Source organism: Saccharothrix sp. AJ9571, assembly GCF_021725495.1.
In the GTDB taxonomy this organism is placed as follows: domain Bacteria; phylum Actinomycetota; class Actinomycetes; order Mycobacteriales; family Pseudonocardiaceae; genus Amycolatopsis; species Amycolatopsis magusensis.
In genome coordinates this window covers 4,102,465-4,117,667 of record NZ_CP091382.1, presented here as the reverse complement: position 1 = coordinate 4,117,667, position 15,203 = coordinate 4,102,465, and the positions used below count along the sequence as shown (strand labels likewise).

The window sequence follows — 15,203 nt, the reverse complement described above, 5'->3', positions numbered from 1 at the left end:
CTATCTTATGGGCAGCCAGTTGGCTGCCTATTCGAGGTGGGGCGATGGACGAGGTGTTCAAGGCACTGGCCGACCCCAGCCGCCGGCGGCTGCTCGACAGCTTGAACGCACGCGACGGGCAGACCCTGCGCGAGCTGTGCTCGGAACTGGAGATGGCGCGGCAGTCGGTCAGCAAGCACCTGGCCGTGCTGGAGGCGGCGAACCTGGTCACCACCGTCCGGCGGGGCCGGGAGAAGTGGCACTACGTCAACGCCGAACCGATCAACGCCATCGCCGACCGCTGGATCAGCCGGTACCACCGCGAGCGGGTGCGCGCACTCGCCGACCTGAAGACCGCATTGGAGAGCAGACCCATGAGCAAGCCCGAGTTCGTCCACACCAGTTACATCAAGACCACCCCGGAAGAGCTGTGGCAGGCGCTGACCGACCCGGCCTTCACCATCCGCTACTGGGGCGCGGTGCTGGAGTCGGAGTGGACCAAGGGCGCGCCGGTGACCTGGGAGCAGAACGGCTGGAAGTCCGCCGATCCCGAGCAGGTGGTGCTGGAGTCCGACCCGTACCGGCGCTTGTCCTACACCTGGCACACCTTCACCCCGGACTTCGCCGGGATCATGGAGGTGGACCCGGACTTCGTCAAGCAGGCCGCCGCCGAGCCGAGGTCCAAGGTGACCTTCGACCTCGAACCGGCGGGCGAGGTGGTGAAGCTGACCGTGCGGCACGACGGGTTCGAGCCGGGCAGCACCGTGCTGGAGGCGGTCCAGGGTGGCTGGCCGCACATCCTGTCGAGCCTGAAGTCCCTGGTGGAGACCGGCGAACCGCTGCCGGAGCCGGAGCCGGCCGAAGACTAGAAGCGCGAGAGGCGGTCGAGCGCGGCCACGCGGGCCGCGTCCAGACCGGGGGAGTTGTTGTGCCCGGTGTCGTCCACCAGCACCAGTTCGGCACCGGGCCAGGCCCGCGCGAGTTCCCACGGCGTGCCGACCAGGTTCGACAGGTCGAGCACGCCCTGCACGATCACCCCGGGGATACCGGCCAGTTTCCCGGCGTCGCGCAGCACGGCACCTTCGTCCAGCCAGCTGCCGTTGGCGAAGTAGTGCGTGACGATCCGCGCGAACGCCATCCGGAATTCCGGGCGCGCGTACCGCGGGCTCGGGCCGGGCGCGGTCGGCACGATCGCGTCTTCCCAGTCACACCAGGCACGTGCCGCGCGTTCGCGGACTTCGGGGTCCGGGTCGAAGAGCAGCCGGTGGTAACCGGCGGCGATCTCCCCGTCCGGCACGAGTTCGCGGAATCGCGCGTAGGCCTCCGGGAACATCGCGCCCAGGCCGCGCGTGAGCAGCTCGGTTTCGAGTCTCCGTCCGGTGGCCACGCCGGAATGCAGCATCCCGGTGACGCGCTCCGGATGCCGTTCGGCGTAGACCAGTCCGAGCACCGAACCCCACGAGGCACCCGAAACCAGCCAGCTTTCGATGCCGAGCGCGGTCCGCAGCGCTTCGATGTCGGCGACCAGGTGATGGGTGGTGTTCTGGGAGAGGTCGATGTCCGGCTCGCTCGCGTGCGGGGTGCTGCGGCCGCAATTGCGCTGGTCGAACAACACGACCCGATAGCGCTCGGGATCGAACAACCGGCGGGCTCCCGGCGTGCACCCCGAACCGGGACCGCCGTGCAGCACCAGCGCGGGTTTCCCGGCCGGATTCCCGCATTCCTCCCAATACAGGGAATTGCCGTCGCCGACGTCCAGCATTCCGTGCCGGTGCGGTTCGATCTCCGGATGGAGCCTGGTCACCTTTTCCTCCGGTATTCCGTGGGGGTACAGCCGGTCAGTGCGCGGAAGTCGCGATTCAGGTGTGCTTGGTCGGCGTAACCGGCGACCGCGGCGATTTCGGCGAGCGAAAGCCCGCCGGTCATCAGCACGGCGGCGTGGCGCAGGCGCGCGACCCGGCCCGCGGTCTTCAGGCTCAGCCCGATCTGTTCGCGGAAGCGGAGGTTCAGGTGCTGGCGGGTCCAGCCGATCCGGTCCGCGAGCCGGTCGATCCGCACCCGGCCGCCCGTGCTTTCCAGGTACCGCCACGCCCCGAGCACCGGCGCGTCGAGTACGCGACCGCCGCTCAGCCATTCGGTGAAGCGCTCGTCGAGCAGCCGGAATCGGGCGGTCCAGCCACGCGTTCCGGCCAGTTCCTCGGTCAGCACCCGGCCGCGCACGCCGAGCAACTCGGTGAGCCCGACAGTGGTGTTCGCGATTTCCTTCAACGGCAGGCCGAGCAGCGAATACGCGCCGAGTGGGGTCAGTCCGATGGCGATCCCGTGCGAATAACCGGGCGACTCCTCGATCACCATCGGCCGGTCGCGCAGTCCGGCCACCGAGGAGAACGGCAGCACCGTTCCGCATTCGAGTCGCCGGACCGGTGTTTCGAAGTCGATCGCGAGCGTGATGACGCCGAGCGGGGCGATCCGCCACGTCCGGCGCTCGTGCTGGCGGAAGTCCTGCGCGGTGTAGCTGAGCACGTGGGCGGCGAGGCGGGGGTGCGGGACGGCGAACACGTGGGTGCCGTCGAGCCGGTCGACCTCCTCGTGCGGCACCACCAGCGCCCAGCTCCCCATGCCTGCACCCTAGGGTCTTCCCTTCGTCCAAGACGATCGGATTTCCGCGCCCTACCGTGCCGGGCATGGGAAAAACCGGAGCATTCACCGACGACAACGGGCGGGACGACTACCTCGCGATCTACCGGGAGACGATGGCGCACGGACCGCCACCGGCCGCGGTGCTCGACGTCGAGACCTCGTTCGGCACCACCCGCGTCTACCGGCACGGCGAAAGCGGCCCGCCGATCGTGCTGCTGCACGGACTGCTGGCCGGCGCACCCAGCTGCGCGCCGTTCTGGGCACCGCTTTCGGCCGGGCACACCGTCTACACGCTCGACATCCTCGGCGAAGGCGGCCACAGCGTGCAGACCGAGCCGATCACCAGCCACGCCGAGCGCGCCCGTTGCCTCGACGAGGTGCTCGACGCGCTGCACCTGACCGGCGTGCACCTGGGCGGCATGTCCTCGGGTGGTTGGCAGGCCATGAACTACGCGCTCCGCCACCCCGCCCGCCTGGCCACGCTGACCCTGCTCGACCCGACCACGGTCACCGCGAACTTCTCGTTCGGCGCCCTGCGGCAGGGCCTGCTGCTCAAGCTGTTCCCGTACGAGTGGAGGTGGCGGCGCTTCTTCCTCTGGGCCGCGGGCCAGGACATCTCCGGCGATCCGGCCGTCCGGCTCGTTCGCGCGCTCACCCGCGTCTACCGGCCGGCGGTGCCGTTCCAGACCTGCCCGCCCGAGGCGGAACTGCGGGCGATGGCGGTGCCGACGCTGGCGGTCTTCTCGGGCCGCAGCGCTGTGCACGATTCCGCGACCGCCGCGACCAGAGCGCGTGCCTGGCTGCCGCGGTCCGAAGTGGAGGTGTGGCCCGAGCTGGGCCACTACTTCTCCCCCGCCGACTTCCGGCGGATGGTCGAGCGCGTGCTGCACTTCATCAACGTGGTTCAGGCGTAGACAGCGGCGAGCCAGGCTTCCCACTCCTTCGCCGCCCGCGCGGTGTCGACCTCGCCGAAGTGGTGCGCCGCGACGGCCACCGGGTCACCCCAGGCGTTGCGGCCGATGAACCGGTAGATGGCGTCTTCGGCGCGGATGCCGAGGAAGTGCGGGGTGCGGAAGTCGATTTCACCCTCGATGGTCCCGATTCCGGACACCTCGACCGAAACCCGATCGCCGAGCACGGCATCGGTCAGCCCCAGTTCACGCAGCAGGCGGTCGAACGCCCCGACGTCCCCGGCGGTCGACGCGGGCGCGTCCGCGGAGACGTATCCGGCGGGCTTCCCGGCGAAGTGCTTGACGTAGGTCGCCAGCGTGGCCTGGTACATCTCGGTGTGGTGCAGGCAGCCGTCGTACAGGTTCTGCCAGTTCTCTTCGGGGAACGCGCCGCTGTGCACGTACCGCAGGTGGGACCGCCCACCCGGCCGCGGCTCGATCACGTTGTCCAGCGCGTTGAACCAGTCGCCCTGCTCGACGCGGTTGGCGAAGCGCCTGCCGGGCTCCCAAGCGGTGACCTTCGCGCCCTCGGCGATGTCGACCGAGCCGCCGAGGCGGGGTTCGCACGCGATCGGCCACAGCCAGCCTGCCGTCCCGGTGGTGACCGCTTCGAAGACCTGGTCGGGGGTGCCGTCGATCTCACGCTCGCTGCGGATTTCGAATTCGCGGTTCATCTCGCTGCTCCCTGATTCGTTTTCGCTGGTAAAGCCAGAGTCTCACCGACAACTTTTCTTGTCAAGACAGTCAAACTTGTCTGTATCATGATTACTGCTTCTGGTTTCGAGCAGAACCAGCTGTTGGACTTCTGCCTGAGAGCCACCCAGGGTGGAAGGAGAGCGACAACGGAGGAACGAGATGAACTACCTGCACCCCGGCGACCCCGGGTTCGACGACGAAGCGGCCGGTTTCCAGACCGCCTTCCGGCACGAGGCGAAGGTGATCGCGGCCGTGGAGAACGCGGCCGACGTGCGTGCCGCGGTGAACCACGCCCGCGAACAGGGCCTGCCCGTATCGGTGCAGGCGACCGGCCACGGCTTCACCACCCCGGCCACCGGGCTGCTGATCAGCACCCGCCGGATGCGCGGGGTTCGCGTGGACCCGGAGAAGAAGACGGCCTGGCTCGAAGCCGGCGCGCGCTGGAAGGACGTGCTCGCCGAGACCGCCGCGCACGGACTCGCGCCGTTGTCCGGCAGCGGTCCCGGGGTGGGCGCGGTGTCGTACTCACTCGGCGGCGGGGTCGGCCTGCTGGCCCGGCGCTTCGGCTTCGCGGCCGATCACGTGCGGCGGATCGAATTGGTGGACCACAGCGGCGAACTGCTCGACGTGACCGCCGAAAGCCATCCCGAGCTGTTCTGGGCGATCCGCGGCGGCCGCAGTGGTTTCGGCGTGGTCACCGGGCTGGAGATCGCCTTGTTCGACGTCCCGGCCATCTACGGCGGCGGCATGTACTTCGACACCGGACTCCTGCCCGCGGTGGTGCGCGGGTTCCGCGAATGGACCGAGACCGTGCCCGAGGAACTGACCTCCTCGCTGGGGATGGTGCCGCTCCCGGACGTGCCGGGCGTGCCGGAACCCTTGCGCGGACGGCATGTCGCGCATCTCCGGATTTCCTACAGCGGCGATCCCGCGGGAGGCGAGCGGCTGATCGCGCCCCTGCGCGAAATCGGCCCGCGCCTGCTGGAGAGGTTCGCGGAGATCCCGTTCGACCAGGCGGCGCGCACGATCTTCAGCGAGCCGGACACCCCGCACGCCTACTACGGCGACACCGCGCTGCTGAGCGATTTCCCGGCGGACCTGGCGGGCCGGCTCGTCGAACTGACCGGACCGGGCGCGCCGGTGGGCCTGGTGACCGACCTGCGGCACCTCGGTGGCGCGCTGTCCCGGCCGCCCGCCGTGCCGAACGCGGTGGGCCACCGGGACGCGCGGTACCAGCTGATGGTGTTGTCCGGTCCGGGCGCCGACGCCCACGAAGCCCAGGAGGCGGTGTTCGCCGCGGTCGAGCCGTGGACGCTCGGCCGTGCCCTCAACTTCGCTTACGGCGACCGGCCGCCGGTGCGCCAGTTCCACTCACCCGAGGTCGCCCGGCGGCTGGCCGCGCTCAGAGCCTGACCGGGAAGGCGGCCAGTAGCCACTGCTGCCAGGCCGCGGTCGTGGCCGCCCGGTCCGGCGCGGTGCCGTAGTAGTAGTGGATCGAGTTGACCATGCCGTGGCCCTCGGCGCCGAAACCCTGGAACCGGTGCAGCCCTTCGGCCGCGCGGACCCCGAGCACCCCGCGGACGCGGTAGTCGACCTCGCCGTCGATCGGCGGCAGGCCGGCCGGGGTCAGCCGCACCCGGTCGCCGAGCCGGATTTCCGGGTCCACGCCGAGGGCCGCGCTCAACTTCGCCCAGATCGCGTCCGGACCGAGCGAGGTGGTCGAGCCGGTCACCAGCGTGGTCGCGGGCAACCCGGCGAAGTACCGGAAGTACTGCGCGAGGTTGTGGAAGAAGAGGTTCCAGCCGCGGTCGAAGCTCTCGTATTCGCCGGCCCAGTCCTCACCGTCGAAGAACCCGCTCTGGGTGAACCGCAGCAGGGTGCCGCCGTTGTCCCGGCCCTCGACCAGGAACTCCAGCGCGGCCGGGGAATCGGTGTCGCCGTAGACGATCCGCTTGCCCTCTTCCCTGGCGAGCACGCGGCCCGCCTGGGTGTTGCCACCGCCGAAGTCGGCCTCGCCCTCCCCCTCGGGACCCATCTCGTGGGGCACGAACCAGATCGACATGCCGGGCCCGCTGGAAATGGCCGCCCACACCTGTTCCGGGGTGGCGTCGAAGGAGATCTCCTTGTGCAGCCGCCGTTGTTCGCTCATCCGGGCTGGGTCACCTGCATCAGCATGAGGTAGTTGCCGCAGGTGTCGTCGAAGATCGCGCTGATCCCGCCCATGGTCTCGGCGGGCTCGCCGCGGAACTGCACGCCTGCCTCGACGAGCTGCGCGTACTCCTTGCGGACGTCCTCGGAGAACAGCATGGTCAGCGGCATGTTCTTCGCGTAGAGCTCGGACTGGTACGTCCGCGCGAACTCGTAGCCCGCCGGCTCCAGCAGGATCTCCACGCCGTCCGGCTCGTCCGGGGAAACCACGGTCAGCCAGCGCGCGTCGCCGACCGGGATGTCGTGCTTGACCTGGAACCCCAGCTTTTCGGTGTAGAACCGCTCCGCCCGATCCTGGTCGTTCACCATGATGCTGGTGAGCTGAACCTTCATCGTCGCCTCCCTGTGTTGTACGGCGCGGCCCACGGTTCCACCGACAACTTCGATTGTCAAGACACGGCATTCTGTCGGTCGGAAGATCCGCCGTGACCGTGGTGTTGCCTTCGATCGTGAAGATCGGCGAGGCCGCCCTGGCCAGTGGCGTGAGCGCGAGGTCGTTGCGGTTCTACGAGGACGAGGGCCTGATCGTGCCCGGCCGCCACGAGAACGGCTACCGCGACTACTGCCGCTCCACCCTCGACCGCGTGCTCGTCATCCGCTCGCTGCTGGAGTCCGGGTTGTCCGTGCGGTTGATCAAGTCCCTGGCGGACGGCGCTCCGGAGTTCGCCGACGAGGTCCGGCGCTACCGCGACCGGCTCGCCGCCCGCATCGCCTCCCTCAACGAACAGCAGGCGGCGCTCGACGCGTATCTCCGCGAAGTTCGTCCTTGACCTTGACACCTGCGTGAGGCTTCTACGTTCGGCGGCATGGAGAAAATGCGTGCCCTGGTCCAGCGGTCGCACCGCGGCCCGGCGGACCTGATCCTCGCGACCGATGTCCCCCGTCCGACCCCGGGTCCCGGCGAATACCTGGTCCGGGTCGGTGCCGCGGGCCTGAACTTCGCGGACGTCATGCAGTCCCACGGCACTTACGGAGGTGGACCGTCGGCGCCCTACATCGCGGGGTTCGAGGCCGCCGGGGAAATCGTCGGCGGCGACGGCACCCACGTCATCGGGACCGGCGCGGGTGCCTTCGCGGAGTACGTGGTGATGCCGGCCGCCGGTGTGCTGCCGGTCCCGGCGGGCTGGAGCGACGCCGAAGCCCTCGGCATGGTGCTGAACTGGGCGACCGCACTGGCGGCGTTGCGACCACTCGGCGCGGTCGAAGCCGGGGACGCGGTGCTCGTCCACGCCGCCGCGGGAGGTGTGGGGCAGGCCGCCGTCCGCCTGGCCCGCCACTACGGCGCCCGCGTCATCGCCACGGCGTCACCGGCGAAGCACCACACCATCCAGGCCGACGTCGTCCTCGACAGCACTCGTCCCGATCTGGCCGAGGAAATCCTGCGGCTGACCGGAGGCGTGGACCTGGTCTTCGAATCCGTCGGGAAGGCGACGTTCGAAACGAGCCTGTCGGTGACCAAGCCGTTCACCGGCCGCGTCGTGGTGTTCGGGGCCGCGTCCGGTGACGCCACACTGAGCACGCACGACCTGGTCTTCACCCACCGGGTCCAGCTCAAGGGACTGCACATCGGCGCACTGGCCACCGCGGCGCCGGGTATTTATCGCGCGCTGCTCGACGAACTCGAAGTGCTCATCGCGCAAGGCGTGTACCCGCCCGGCACCGCCGAAGTGCACCCACTGGCCGACGGACCCGCCGTACTCCAAGCCCTCGAATCCGGACGGACACACGGAAAGCACGCCCTCGACCCGTGGCGTCAGGCCTGACGGCGGACGAGCACCTGCAGTTCGGTCACGCCACGCTCCGGGCTTTCGTAGTCGAGGTAGACCTCGCGCGCGTGCCCGATCGGCGCGTAGCCGTGTTCCTCGATCCAGTGGGCCAGCGTCTGGAAGGTGCGGTCGACGTCCTCCATCGGGCCGTGGTGCAGCACGGTCGCGGCGGCGTCGAGCGCGGGCAGGTCCACCACGTCGAAGTCGTACTTCCGCCCGCTTTCCAGCGGTACCGGGGCCGCGGAGTGCACCATCACACCGTCCTCGCCGACCGGTTCGTAGTAGGCGATGGTGGGCGCCACCGGGGTGAGCCCGGCGGCGTCGAGCCGGCGGCACAGTTCGACGAACAACGGCTGCACCACCGGTCCGATGTCGAAGGTGGCGTAGCTGGCCGCGATCCCGGAAAGTTCCGCGACCCGCATCGCCGCGACCGGCTTGAGGATCACGTCCTCGGTGGGCAGGTACCCCTCGCGCTCGATGATCCGCAACCGCGCCTCGACGCGGTCGAGCCGATCGGAGTCGGCGGAGATCTGCGCTTCGAGCTGAGCCCGGCGCAACCGCAGCATTCCGCGCAGTTCCTCGGGATTCAGCTTCTGGTCGACGATTTCGCGGACCTGCTCGAGCGTGAAACCCAGGTCCTTCAACGCGACCACGCGGTTGAGGTCGCGCAACTGGGCCGCGTCGTAGTAGCGGTAGCCGCTGCGCCCGTCCACGCGGACGGGCCGCAGCAGGCCGATGGTGTCGTAGTGCCGGAGCATGCGGACCGACACGCGGCCGAGCCCGGCGAACTCCCCGATGCTGAACACCCGGGCAGCTTCACACGATCAAGCCCCCAGGCGCCACCTCCCGGTGCCCGCCCCCGACTGAACGAACACGGGGAGGTGGCGGGCACCGGTGAGGCCCGCTAGCGCACGATGCGGGCGATCAGCCCGGTCAGCACGAGCCAGAACACGGCGGCGAGCCCGTAGTTGATCAGCACGCCCACCTGGTAGTTCTCCAGCTGGAACAGGCCGGGGAAGAACAACGCCAGTGGCTCGGCGATGGCTCGCATGAACTCGACGAACGCGTTGGTCGCATTGGCGCCCAGCAAGATCATCAAGATGTAGATGACCTCGATGAGCGCGATCACTGCCCCGACGCCGGTAATCACTCGCGCGGCCGTCGAACGGCCGCCGGAAACTCGCACTCTGGACATGATTGAGAGTTCCCCGGGCCGGGTGAATGAAACGCGGATCACCGCCATCGGCGGCCGATTGCGCCATTCGAACACCACGCTCCCGCCGAATGGCCGTATGTTGCGGGGATGACGGTGACGAGCGCGGCTACGCACAGATATCTTTCGAACACGGCGTTGTACGCGGACCCCTCGCTCACCGAGCACATCGACTACGCCCGCTGGTTCCGCCAGTCCGGTCGCCCCGGCACCCCGGTAGTGCTGGCCCCGCACGGCGGCACGCTCGAACCGGGGACCTCGCAGCTGTGCCTGGCCGTCGCGCGCCGGTCCACATGCGACTACTGGTTGTTCGAAAGCTTCCAGGACAACCGAAGCCTGCACGTGACCTCCAGCCGTTGCGACGATCCGGTGGCGCTGGCGCTGTGCGCGGGCACCGACCGGGCACTGAGCCTGCACGGCTGCGTCAGCCTGCCCCGCGAGGGCGTGCTGATCGGCGGCCTCGACACCGAATTCGGCGGAATCGTGCACGCGGAACTCGGCGCGCGCGGGTTCGAGACCATCGACGCGGCGGACCACCCCACGCTCGCCGGGCGGTCACCGCGCAACATCGTCAACCGGACCCGCGCCGGCAGGGGTGTGCAACTCGAACTGCCGCTGAGCCTGCGCGACTCGATGCACGACGAGCCGGGACTGTTCGAGTCCTTTGTAGACGGTTTGGTGGCGGCGCTGCGCGGGGTCTGGCGGGACGGCCCGGTCACCGGGTAGCTTTCCGGTGCACGTTCCTCGTCGGGGAAAGCCGGTCGGAAACCGGCGCTGACCCGCAACCGTGGGCTCGCGTGGACAACGCGGGCGAGCCGGACCGCCTGCCGGGGAACGGGCTCCGTCGAACCGTCGTGGACTGCGGCTCGGGGCCTGCGCTGGCCCCTTCCGGCACGCGTGGGTGACCGCGCCTGTCCGGAGGAGGAACTTCCTTGCGCACGAAGCTTTTCCGCGCCAGATCGATGGCCGTCTTGGCCTCGATCACCGCACTCGCCGCCGGGCTGCTCGCACCGGCCGCGGCCGCCGAAGCCGGGCAGAGCGCCGTGGCCCGCCACGGCGCCGGTTACCTGGCCCGCGCGATCACCGCGGGCGGCGGCAACCTCAACGCCGACGTCACCAGCACCGCGTACGCCGTGCTCGGCCTGCACGCCGCCGGGGTGGGCCGCCAGGCCGCGCAGGACGGCGTCGCCTACCTGAGCACGCAGCTCGGCGAGCCGCTGAAGGGCGCCGACGGCCAGGACGACCCGGGGCGCCTCGGCTACGTGCTCCTCGCGGTCGTCGCGGGCAAGCAGAACCCGCGGCAGTTCGGCGGGGAGAACCTGGTCGACCGCCTGCTCGCCACCCAGCGCGCCGACGGCCTGTTCGGCTCGGCCGACCCGACCTACGACGGCGCGTTCCGCCAGGGCCTCGCGCTCGCCGCGCTCAAGGCGGCGAAGGTGCCCGCCGCGCACCCCAGGGTCGTCGCGGCCACCGCGTGGCTGACCGGCCAGCAGTGCGCGAACGGGCTCTGGCAGGCCTACCGCCTGGACACCGCGGTGCCGTGCGCCACGGCGGATCCGGCCGCCTTCGCCGGTCCGGACACCAACAGCACCGGCATGGCGGTGCAGGGCCTGGCCGCCTACGGCAAGCTGCCCGCCGCGAAGAAGGTGCTGTCGTCGTTGAACGCGGCCCGCTCCTCCGACGGTGGCTTCGCCTACATCGCCGCGCCGGGGCAGGCGTCGGACCCGAACTCGACCGCGCTGGCGATCCAGGCGATCGTCGCCGCGGGTGGCAAGCCGGGCAACGCCTACGCCGCGCTGGCGAGCTTCCAGCTGGGCTGCGCCGACCCGGTCGCCGACCGCGGTGCCTTCTTCTACCCGGGCAGCCGTTCGGTCAACCTGCTCGCCACCGTGCAGGCCGTGCCCGCCGCCGCGGGCAAGGCCTTCCCGCTGGCGCCGTCCACCCCGTCCGCCGCGGTGCCCGAGGTGCCGTGCGCGGTGTCGATGCAGGCCGCCGGCACGCCGGGACCGTGTGCCGGGACCAGCGGGGTCACCGTGACCGTCGACTTCGCCGCTTTCGGTGGCACGCAGGAAACGCGCTGCGCGCCGGGCGCGCAGGCGAACGGCGTGGCGGCGCTGCAGAACGCCGGATTCACCCCGGCAGGCACCTCGCGCTGGGGCATGGCGTTCCTCTGCCGCATCAACGCCCTGCCGTCCCCGGCGCAGGACCCGTGCGTGAACACGCCACCGGTGAACGCGCACTGGGCGTACTACCACGCGAACACCGGCGCGACGGCGTGGACGTACAGCACGCAGGGGGCGTCGACCTACGTGCCGCCGCTGGGCAGCATCGAAGCGTGGGCCTTCGGCAACAAAGCCACCCCCACCCTCACCCCGCCCCAAGTCCGCAGCACCTGAGCAAACGCTATGAGTGGGGCATTACTTGCGTCCATTGCAAGTAATGCCCCACTCATAGCATTCAGGCTTGACCTAGAGCACTCTGGTTCGGGTACTCTGGATCGAGTATTCGAGCGAGAGCAGAGGGCATCGAGGCGATGGCACCGCGTGGCAGGGCGAATCCGCTGGCACTGGCGGTGCTGACGCTGCTCAACGAACGCCCGATGCACCCCTACGAGATGTCCGGCACCCTGCGCGAGCGGCGCAAGGAGGACAGCATCAAGCTCAACTACGGCTCGCTGTACTCCGTGGTCGAGTCGCTGCGCAAGCGCGGGCTGATCGAGTCTCGCGAGACCGTGCGCGAGGGCAGGCGTCCCGAGCGCACGGTCTACGAGATCACCCCGTCCGGCGTGGCCGAGATGCACGACTGGCTCAGCGACCTGCTGGCCAATCCGGCCAAGGAGTTCGCCCAGTTCGAGGCCGCGTTGTCGTTGATGCCGGTGCTCTCACCGGAGGAGGTCGTCCGGCTCCTCGAAGCCCGCCTGCGCACGCAGTTGCTGGCCAAGCAGAGCTACGAGGCCATCGCGGCGACCACCCCCGAAGGCTTCCCGCGGCTGTTCACCATCGAAGCGGAGTTCCGGCAGGCCCTGCTGGAGACCGAGGTCGAGTTCGTCAGGAACCTGTTGCGGGAGATGAAGACCGGCGAGTTCGACGGCCTGCGCGTGTGGTCAAGGCTGCACGAGCTGCGCGAGTCGGGAGCCACGCCGGACGAGATCGAGGCGCGCGTCGCCACCGAGTTCGCGGAGGAGATGAGCTGGCTCAGCCAACCCGAACAGAACTGAGGTGATGGCCCCGGCCGGGGTGCGGCAACACCGCGGCCGGGAGCCATCCGACACACCCGGGTCGCCGTCCGCGGACAGCTGCTCCGAGCGCGCCTGCGAACGCCAGAGTAGTGCACCGCGACGGTCGACTCCTTCTCACGACACCGAAGGAGTACCACCGTGCCCACCCATGCGATCACCGCGACCGGCTTGGTCAAGACCTACGGCAAGGGCGCCAAAGCCGTCCGCGCCCTGGCCGGACTCGGCTTCACCGTGCCCGCCGGCATCGTCTTCGGCCTGCTCGGCCCCAACGGGGCAGGCAAGTCCACCACCGTCAAGATCCTCACCACCCTCGCCGCCCCCGACGACGGCGAGGCGAGCGTGGCGGGCATCGACGTCCGCCGCGAGCCCGGCCGGGTTCGGCGGGTGATCGGCAGCGTCTCGCAGAAACCGGCCTTCGACCCGGTCAGCACCGGCCGCGAGAACCTGGTGCTGCAGGGCCACCTGCACGGCCTGTCCGCCACGGCCGCCCGCGGGCGCGCCAAGGAACTGCTCGACCGGTTCGGCCTGACCGACGCCGCCGACCGGCCCGCGGGCAAGTGGTCCGGCGGCATGCAGCGCAAGCTGGACGTGGCGCTCGGCCTGGTCGCCCGGCCCAGCGTGTTGTTCCTGGACGAGCCGACCACCGGACTCGACCCCGAGGCCAGGGCCGACATGTGGGCCGAGATCGCCCGCCTGTCCGGCGAGGACGGGCTGACCGTGCTGCTGACCACCCACTACCTCGAAGAAGCCGACAAGCTGGCCGCGCGGCTGGTGATCGTGGACCGCGGCCAGGTGGTCGCCACCGGCAGCCCGGAGGAGCTGAAGAACGAACTGAACGGCGACAGCGTGCACGCCGAACTGTCCACCGTGGACGATCTGACCGCCGCGCGGCGGGCGTTGGAACCGGTGGCCGGGGAGATCAGCGTGGACGGCCTGACCCTTCGCGCCCGCGTCGCCACCGGCGCGACCGCGCTGCCCGGGGTGCTGGCCGCGCTCGGCCGCGCGGGCGTCGAACCGGTGTCGATCGGCACCGCGCGCCCGTCGCTGGACGACGTGTACCTGCGCCACGCCGGGCGCGACTTCCGCACCGCCGACAGCGTGGCCGGGGGTGTCCGATGACCACCTTCGCCTCGCACACCGGCAGGCTCACCGCACACGCCCTGCGCCGCCTTTCCCGCCAACCCGCCTACCTGCTGTTCAACTTGATCCAGCCGATGGTGTGGCTCCTGTTGTTCGGCGAGCTCTTCCGCCGCGTGGCCGAGCTGCCCGGCTTCGGCACCGGCGACTACCTGAGCTACCTGACCCCCGGCGTGATCGTGATGACCGCGATGATGTCGGCGGGCTGGGCGGGCACCTCGTTCATCGACGACATGGAACGCGGCGTGATGGACCGCAACCTGACCTCGCCGGTGAGCCGGGGTGCGCTGATCGCGGGCTCGCTGGCGCACCAGTCGGTGGTCACGGTGATCCAGTCGCTGATCGTGTTCGGCGTCGGCCTGCTCGCCGGTGCCCGCTACGACGGCGGGGTCACCGGCGTGCTGGTGGTGCTGGCCTGCGCGGTGCTGCTGTCGATCATCTTCGGCGCGTTGTCCGACGCGATCGCGTTGCTGGTGCGCCAGCAGGAAGCACTGATCGGCATTTCGCAGTTCCTCGCGCTGCCGCTGGCTTTCCTGTCCTCGGTGATGATGGCGCCGTCGCTGCTGCCGTCCTGGGTCGGCACGGTCGCCGAATACAACCCGGTGGACTGGGCCGCCGTCGCCGGGCGCGAGGCACTCGCCGCGGATCCGGACTGGTCGCGGGTCCTCGGCCACGGCGGGTCGCTGCTGGCGCTGGCCGCGGTGATGAGCTGGCTGGCCACCCGGGCGTTCCGGGCGTACCAGCGCTCGAACTAGCTGGTGCGCCGGCGTCGGACGAGCACCGCTCCGATGCCGATAGCCAGCAGGACCGCCGCGCCGACGATCCACGGCCACACCGGCATGCTCGTGTCCTCGGCGGCCTGCGGCTGCGGGTCGGCGGACTCGGTGGGAACGGTGGTCGTCGGCGTGTTCGGCACGGCGGGCGCGGACGAGGGGGCCGCGCCCGCCGGCGCGGCCTCCTTGGTCAGGGTGAACCGCGTGGTGCCGCTGACCGAGTGCCCGTCGGCGCTGGTGACCTCGTAGTTCACCGCGTACTCCCCCGCCGGGCCGACCGGCTCGACCGGCACGGTCAGCATCGGGCCCTTGGCCGCCAGTGCGCCGACCTTCCACTCCGAAGCGCTCGGGCCGGTCACGGTGACCTTGCTGGTCTCGACCTTCACCAGTTCGCTGAAGCGGAGCGTGATCTGGGTGGGCGCGGCTTCGAGCGAGGCGCCCTGCGCCGGATCGCTGGACTCCAGCTTGGTGTGCGCACCGGCCGGACCGGCGGTGGCCAGCAGGGCGAGCGCGGTCAGGAACAGCGACACGGCGGTGCGCTTCATCGCGGGTTCTCCTCAAGGTCGTCGACTTCGCGATTATGCCTGAGCCCCAACGGGCCTC

General features: G+C 70.2%; 18 protein-coding genes. 10 read left to right on the top strand and 8 right to left on the bottom strand.

Annotation, left to right across the window (positions count from 1 at the left end; all coding sequences use genetic code 11):
• Positions 1-44 precede the first annotated feature (44 nt).
• A complete protein-coding gene (locus L3Q67_RS18855; protein WP_499190727.1) occupies positions 45-848 on the top strand; it encodes an ArsR/SmtB family transcription factor in 804 nt (267 codons plus the stop codon).
• Here L3Q67_RS18855 and pip read toward each other — a convergent pair.
• Together pip and L3Q67_RS18845 are read right to left on the bottom strand one after the other, a co-directional pair.
• On the bottom strand, positions 845-1,741 hold the full coding sequence (gene pip / locus L3Q67_RS18850) for an alpha/beta hydrolase family protein (RefSeq protein ID WP_499191575.1): 897 nt from the start codon (positions 1,739-1,741) through the stop codon (positions 845-847). The two genes, L3Q67_RS18855 and pip, sit on opposite strands and share 4 nt — an antisense overlap.
• Positions 1,742-1,779: 38 nt before the next feature.
• On the bottom strand, positions 1,780-2,598 hold the full coding sequence (locus L3Q67_RS18845; protein ID WP_499190726.1) for an AraC family transcriptional regulator: 819 nt from the start codon (positions 2,596-2,598) through the stop codon (positions 1,780-1,782).
• Between the two features lie 65 nt (positions 2,599-2,663).
• On the opposite strand from L3Q67_RS18845, the gene L3Q67_RS18840 reads away from it, so the two are divergent.
• A complete protein-coding gene (locus L3Q67_RS18840; RefSeq protein WP_499190725.1) occupies positions 2,664-3,533 on the top strand; it encodes an alpha/beta fold hydrolase in 870 nt (289 codons plus the stop codon).
• On the opposite strand, the gene L3Q67_RS18835 is transcribed toward L3Q67_RS18840, so the two are convergent.
• Positions 3,524-4,243: an SRPBCC family protein gene (locus tag L3Q67_RS18835; protein WP_499190724.1), complete on the bottom strand. Its 720-nt coding sequence runs from the start codon at positions 4,241-4,243 to the stop codon at positions 3,524-3,526. The two genes, L3Q67_RS18840 and L3Q67_RS18835, sit on opposite strands and share 10 nt — an antisense overlap.
• Before the next feature lie 181 nt (positions 4,244-4,424).
• Between L3Q67_RS18835 and L3Q67_RS18830 the strand changes: the two genes are divergently transcribed.
• Complete coding sequence (locus tag L3Q67_RS18830; protein WP_499190723.1) at positions 4,425-5,678, top strand: FAD-binding oxidoreductase; 1,254 nt, start codon at positions 4,425-4,427, stop codon at positions 5,676-5,678.
• Here L3Q67_RS18830 and L3Q67_RS18825 read toward each other — a convergent pair.
• Both L3Q67_RS18825 and L3Q67_RS18820 read right to left on the bottom strand, forming a co-directional pair.
• Complete coding sequence (locus L3Q67_RS18825; RefSeq protein ID WP_499190722.1) at positions 5,668-6,414, bottom strand: SRPBCC family protein; 747 nt, start codon at positions 6,412-6,414, stop codon at positions 5,668-5,670. The two genes, L3Q67_RS18830 and L3Q67_RS18825, sit on opposite strands and share 11 nt — an antisense overlap.
• Positions 6,411-6,806: a VOC family protein gene (locus L3Q67_RS18820; RefSeq protein ID WP_499190721.1), complete on the bottom strand. Its 396-nt coding sequence runs from the start codon at positions 6,804-6,806 to the stop codon at positions 6,411-6,413. Before L3Q67_RS18820 ends, L3Q67_RS18825 begins: the two co-directional genes overlap by 4 nt.
• 92 nt (positions 6,807-6,898) lie before the next feature.
• Between L3Q67_RS18820 and L3Q67_RS18815 the strand changes: the two genes are divergently transcribed.
• Positions 6,899-7,243, top strand: a complete 345-nt coding sequence (locus L3Q67_RS18815) for a MerR family transcriptional regulator (RefSeq protein WP_499190720.1) — start codon at positions 6,899-6,901, stop codon at positions 7,241-7,243.
• Between the two features lie 36 nt (positions 7,244-7,279).
• Entirely contained in the window at positions 7,280-8,236 is a 957-nt protein-coding gene (locus L3Q67_RS18810) for an MDR/zinc-dependent alcohol dehydrogenase-like family protein (protein ID WP_499190719.1), read from the top strand.
• Here the strand turns inward: L3Q67_RS18810 and L3Q67_RS18805 are convergent.
• Together L3Q67_RS18805 and L3Q67_RS18800 are read right to left on the bottom strand one after the other, a co-directional pair.
• Entirely contained in the window at positions 8,227-9,045 is an 819-nt protein-coding gene (locus L3Q67_RS18805) for a MerR family transcriptional regulator (RefSeq protein WP_499190718.1), read from the bottom strand. The two genes, L3Q67_RS18810 and L3Q67_RS18805, sit on opposite strands and share 10 nt — an antisense overlap.
• A 98-nt stretch (positions 9,046-9,143) precedes the next feature.
• Positions 9,144-9,368, bottom strand: coding sequence for a hypothetical protein (locus L3Q67_RS18800; RefSeq protein WP_499190717.1), 225 nt, complete (start codon positions 9,366-9,368; stop codon positions 9,144-9,146).
• A 174-nt stretch (positions 9,369-9,542) separates the two neighbouring features.
• On the opposite strand from L3Q67_RS18800, the gene L3Q67_RS18795 reads away from it, so the two are divergent.
• The 5 genes from L3Q67_RS18795 to L3Q67_RS18775 all read left to right on the top strand — a co-directional run bounded on the left by L3Q67_RS18795 (position 9,543) and on the right by L3Q67_RS18775 (position 14,582).
• Complete coding sequence (locus L3Q67_RS18795) at positions 9,543-10,178, top strand: poly-gamma-glutamate hydrolase family protein (protein WP_499190716.1); 636 nt, start codon at positions 9,543-9,545, stop codon at positions 10,176-10,178.
• Positions 10,179-10,384: 206 nt separating this feature from the next.
• Entirely contained in the window at positions 10,385-11,848 is a 1,464-nt protein-coding gene (locus L3Q67_RS18790) for a prenyltransferase/squalene oxidase repeat-containing protein (protein WP_499190715.1), read from the top strand.
• A 137-nt stretch (positions 11,849-11,985) separates the two neighbouring features.
• On the top strand, positions 11,986-12,669 hold the full coding sequence (locus L3Q67_RS18785) for a PadR family transcriptional regulator (RefSeq protein WP_499190714.1): 684 nt from the start codon (positions 11,986-11,988) through the stop codon (positions 12,667-12,669).
• A 159-nt stretch (positions 12,670-12,828) separates the two neighbouring features.
• Positions 12,829-13,809, top strand: coding sequence for a DrrA family ABC transporter ATP-binding protein (locus L3Q67_RS18780; RefSeq protein WP_499190713.1), 981 nt, complete (start codon positions 12,829-12,831; stop codon positions 13,807-13,809).
• Positions 13,806-14,582 carry an ABC transporter permease gene (locus tag L3Q67_RS18775; RefSeq protein WP_499190712.1) on the top strand — a complete coding sequence of 259 codons (777 nt, stop codon included), beginning with the start codon at positions 13,806-13,808 and terminating at the stop codon, positions 14,580-14,582. The genes L3Q67_RS18780 and L3Q67_RS18775 overlap by 4 nt, the downstream gene beginning before the upstream one ends.
• Here L3Q67_RS18775 and L3Q67_RS18770 read toward each other — a convergent pair.
• Complete coding sequence (locus L3Q67_RS18770; protein ID WP_499190711.1) at positions 14,579-15,145, bottom strand: copper resistance CopC family protein; 567 nt, start codon at positions 15,143-15,145, stop codon at positions 14,579-14,581. The two genes, L3Q67_RS18775 and L3Q67_RS18770, sit on opposite strands and share 4 nt — an antisense overlap.
• Positions 15,146-15,203 lie beyond the last annotated feature (58 nt).

Excerpts from the sequence above, each read along its gene's own strand:
- L3Q67_RS18855 (WP_499190727.1), top strand. The coding sequence starts at position 45 with ATGGACGAGGTGTTCAAGGCACTGGCCGACCCCAGCCGCCGGCGGCTG.
- pip (WP_499191575.1), bottom strand. The coding sequence starts at position 1,741 with ATGCTGGACGTCGGCGACGGCAATTCCCTGTATTGGGAGGAATGCGGG.
- L3Q67_RS18845 (WP_499190726.1), bottom strand. The coding sequence starts at position 2,598 with ATGGGGAGCTGGGCGCTGGTGGTGCCGCACGAGGAGGTCGACCGGCTC.
- L3Q67_RS18840 (WP_499190725.1), top strand. The coding sequence starts at position 2,664 with ATGGGAAAAACCGGAGCATTCACCGACGACAACGGGCGGGACGACTAC.
- L3Q67_RS18835 (WP_499190724.1), bottom strand. The coding sequence starts at position 4,243 with ATGAACCGCGAATTCGAAATCCGCAGCGAGCGTGAGATCGACGGCACC.
- L3Q67_RS18830 (WP_499190723.1), top strand. The coding sequence starts at position 4,425 with ATGAACTACCTGCACCCCGGCGACCCCGGGTTCGACGACGAAGCGGCC.
- L3Q67_RS18825 (WP_499190722.1), bottom strand. The coding sequence starts at position 6,414 with ATGAGCGAACAACGGCGGCTGCACAAGGAGATCTCCTTCGACGCCACC.
- L3Q67_RS18820 (WP_499190721.1), bottom strand. The coding sequence starts at position 6,806 with ATGAAGGTTCAGCTCACCAGCATCATGGTGAACGACCAGGATCGGGCG.
- L3Q67_RS18810 (WP_499190719.1), top strand. The coding sequence starts at position 7,280 with ATGGAGAAAATGCGTGCCCTGGTCCAGCGGTCGCACCGCGGCCCGGCG.
- L3Q67_RS18795 (WP_499190716.1), top strand. The coding sequence starts at position 9,543 with ATGACGGTGACGAGCGCGGCTACGCACAGATATCTTTCGAACACGGCG.
- L3Q67_RS18785 (WP_499190714.1), top strand. The coding sequence starts at position 11,986 with ATGGCACCGCGTGGCAGGGCGAATCCGCTGGCACTGGCGGTGCTGACG.
- L3Q67_RS18775 (WP_499190712.1), top strand. The coding sequence starts at position 13,806 with ATGACCACCTTCGCCTCGCACACCGGCAGGCTCACCGCACACGCCCTG.
- L3Q67_RS18770 (WP_499190711.1), bottom strand. The coding sequence starts at position 15,145 with ATGAAGCGCACCGCCGTGTCGCTGTTCCTGACCGCGCTCGCCCTGCTG.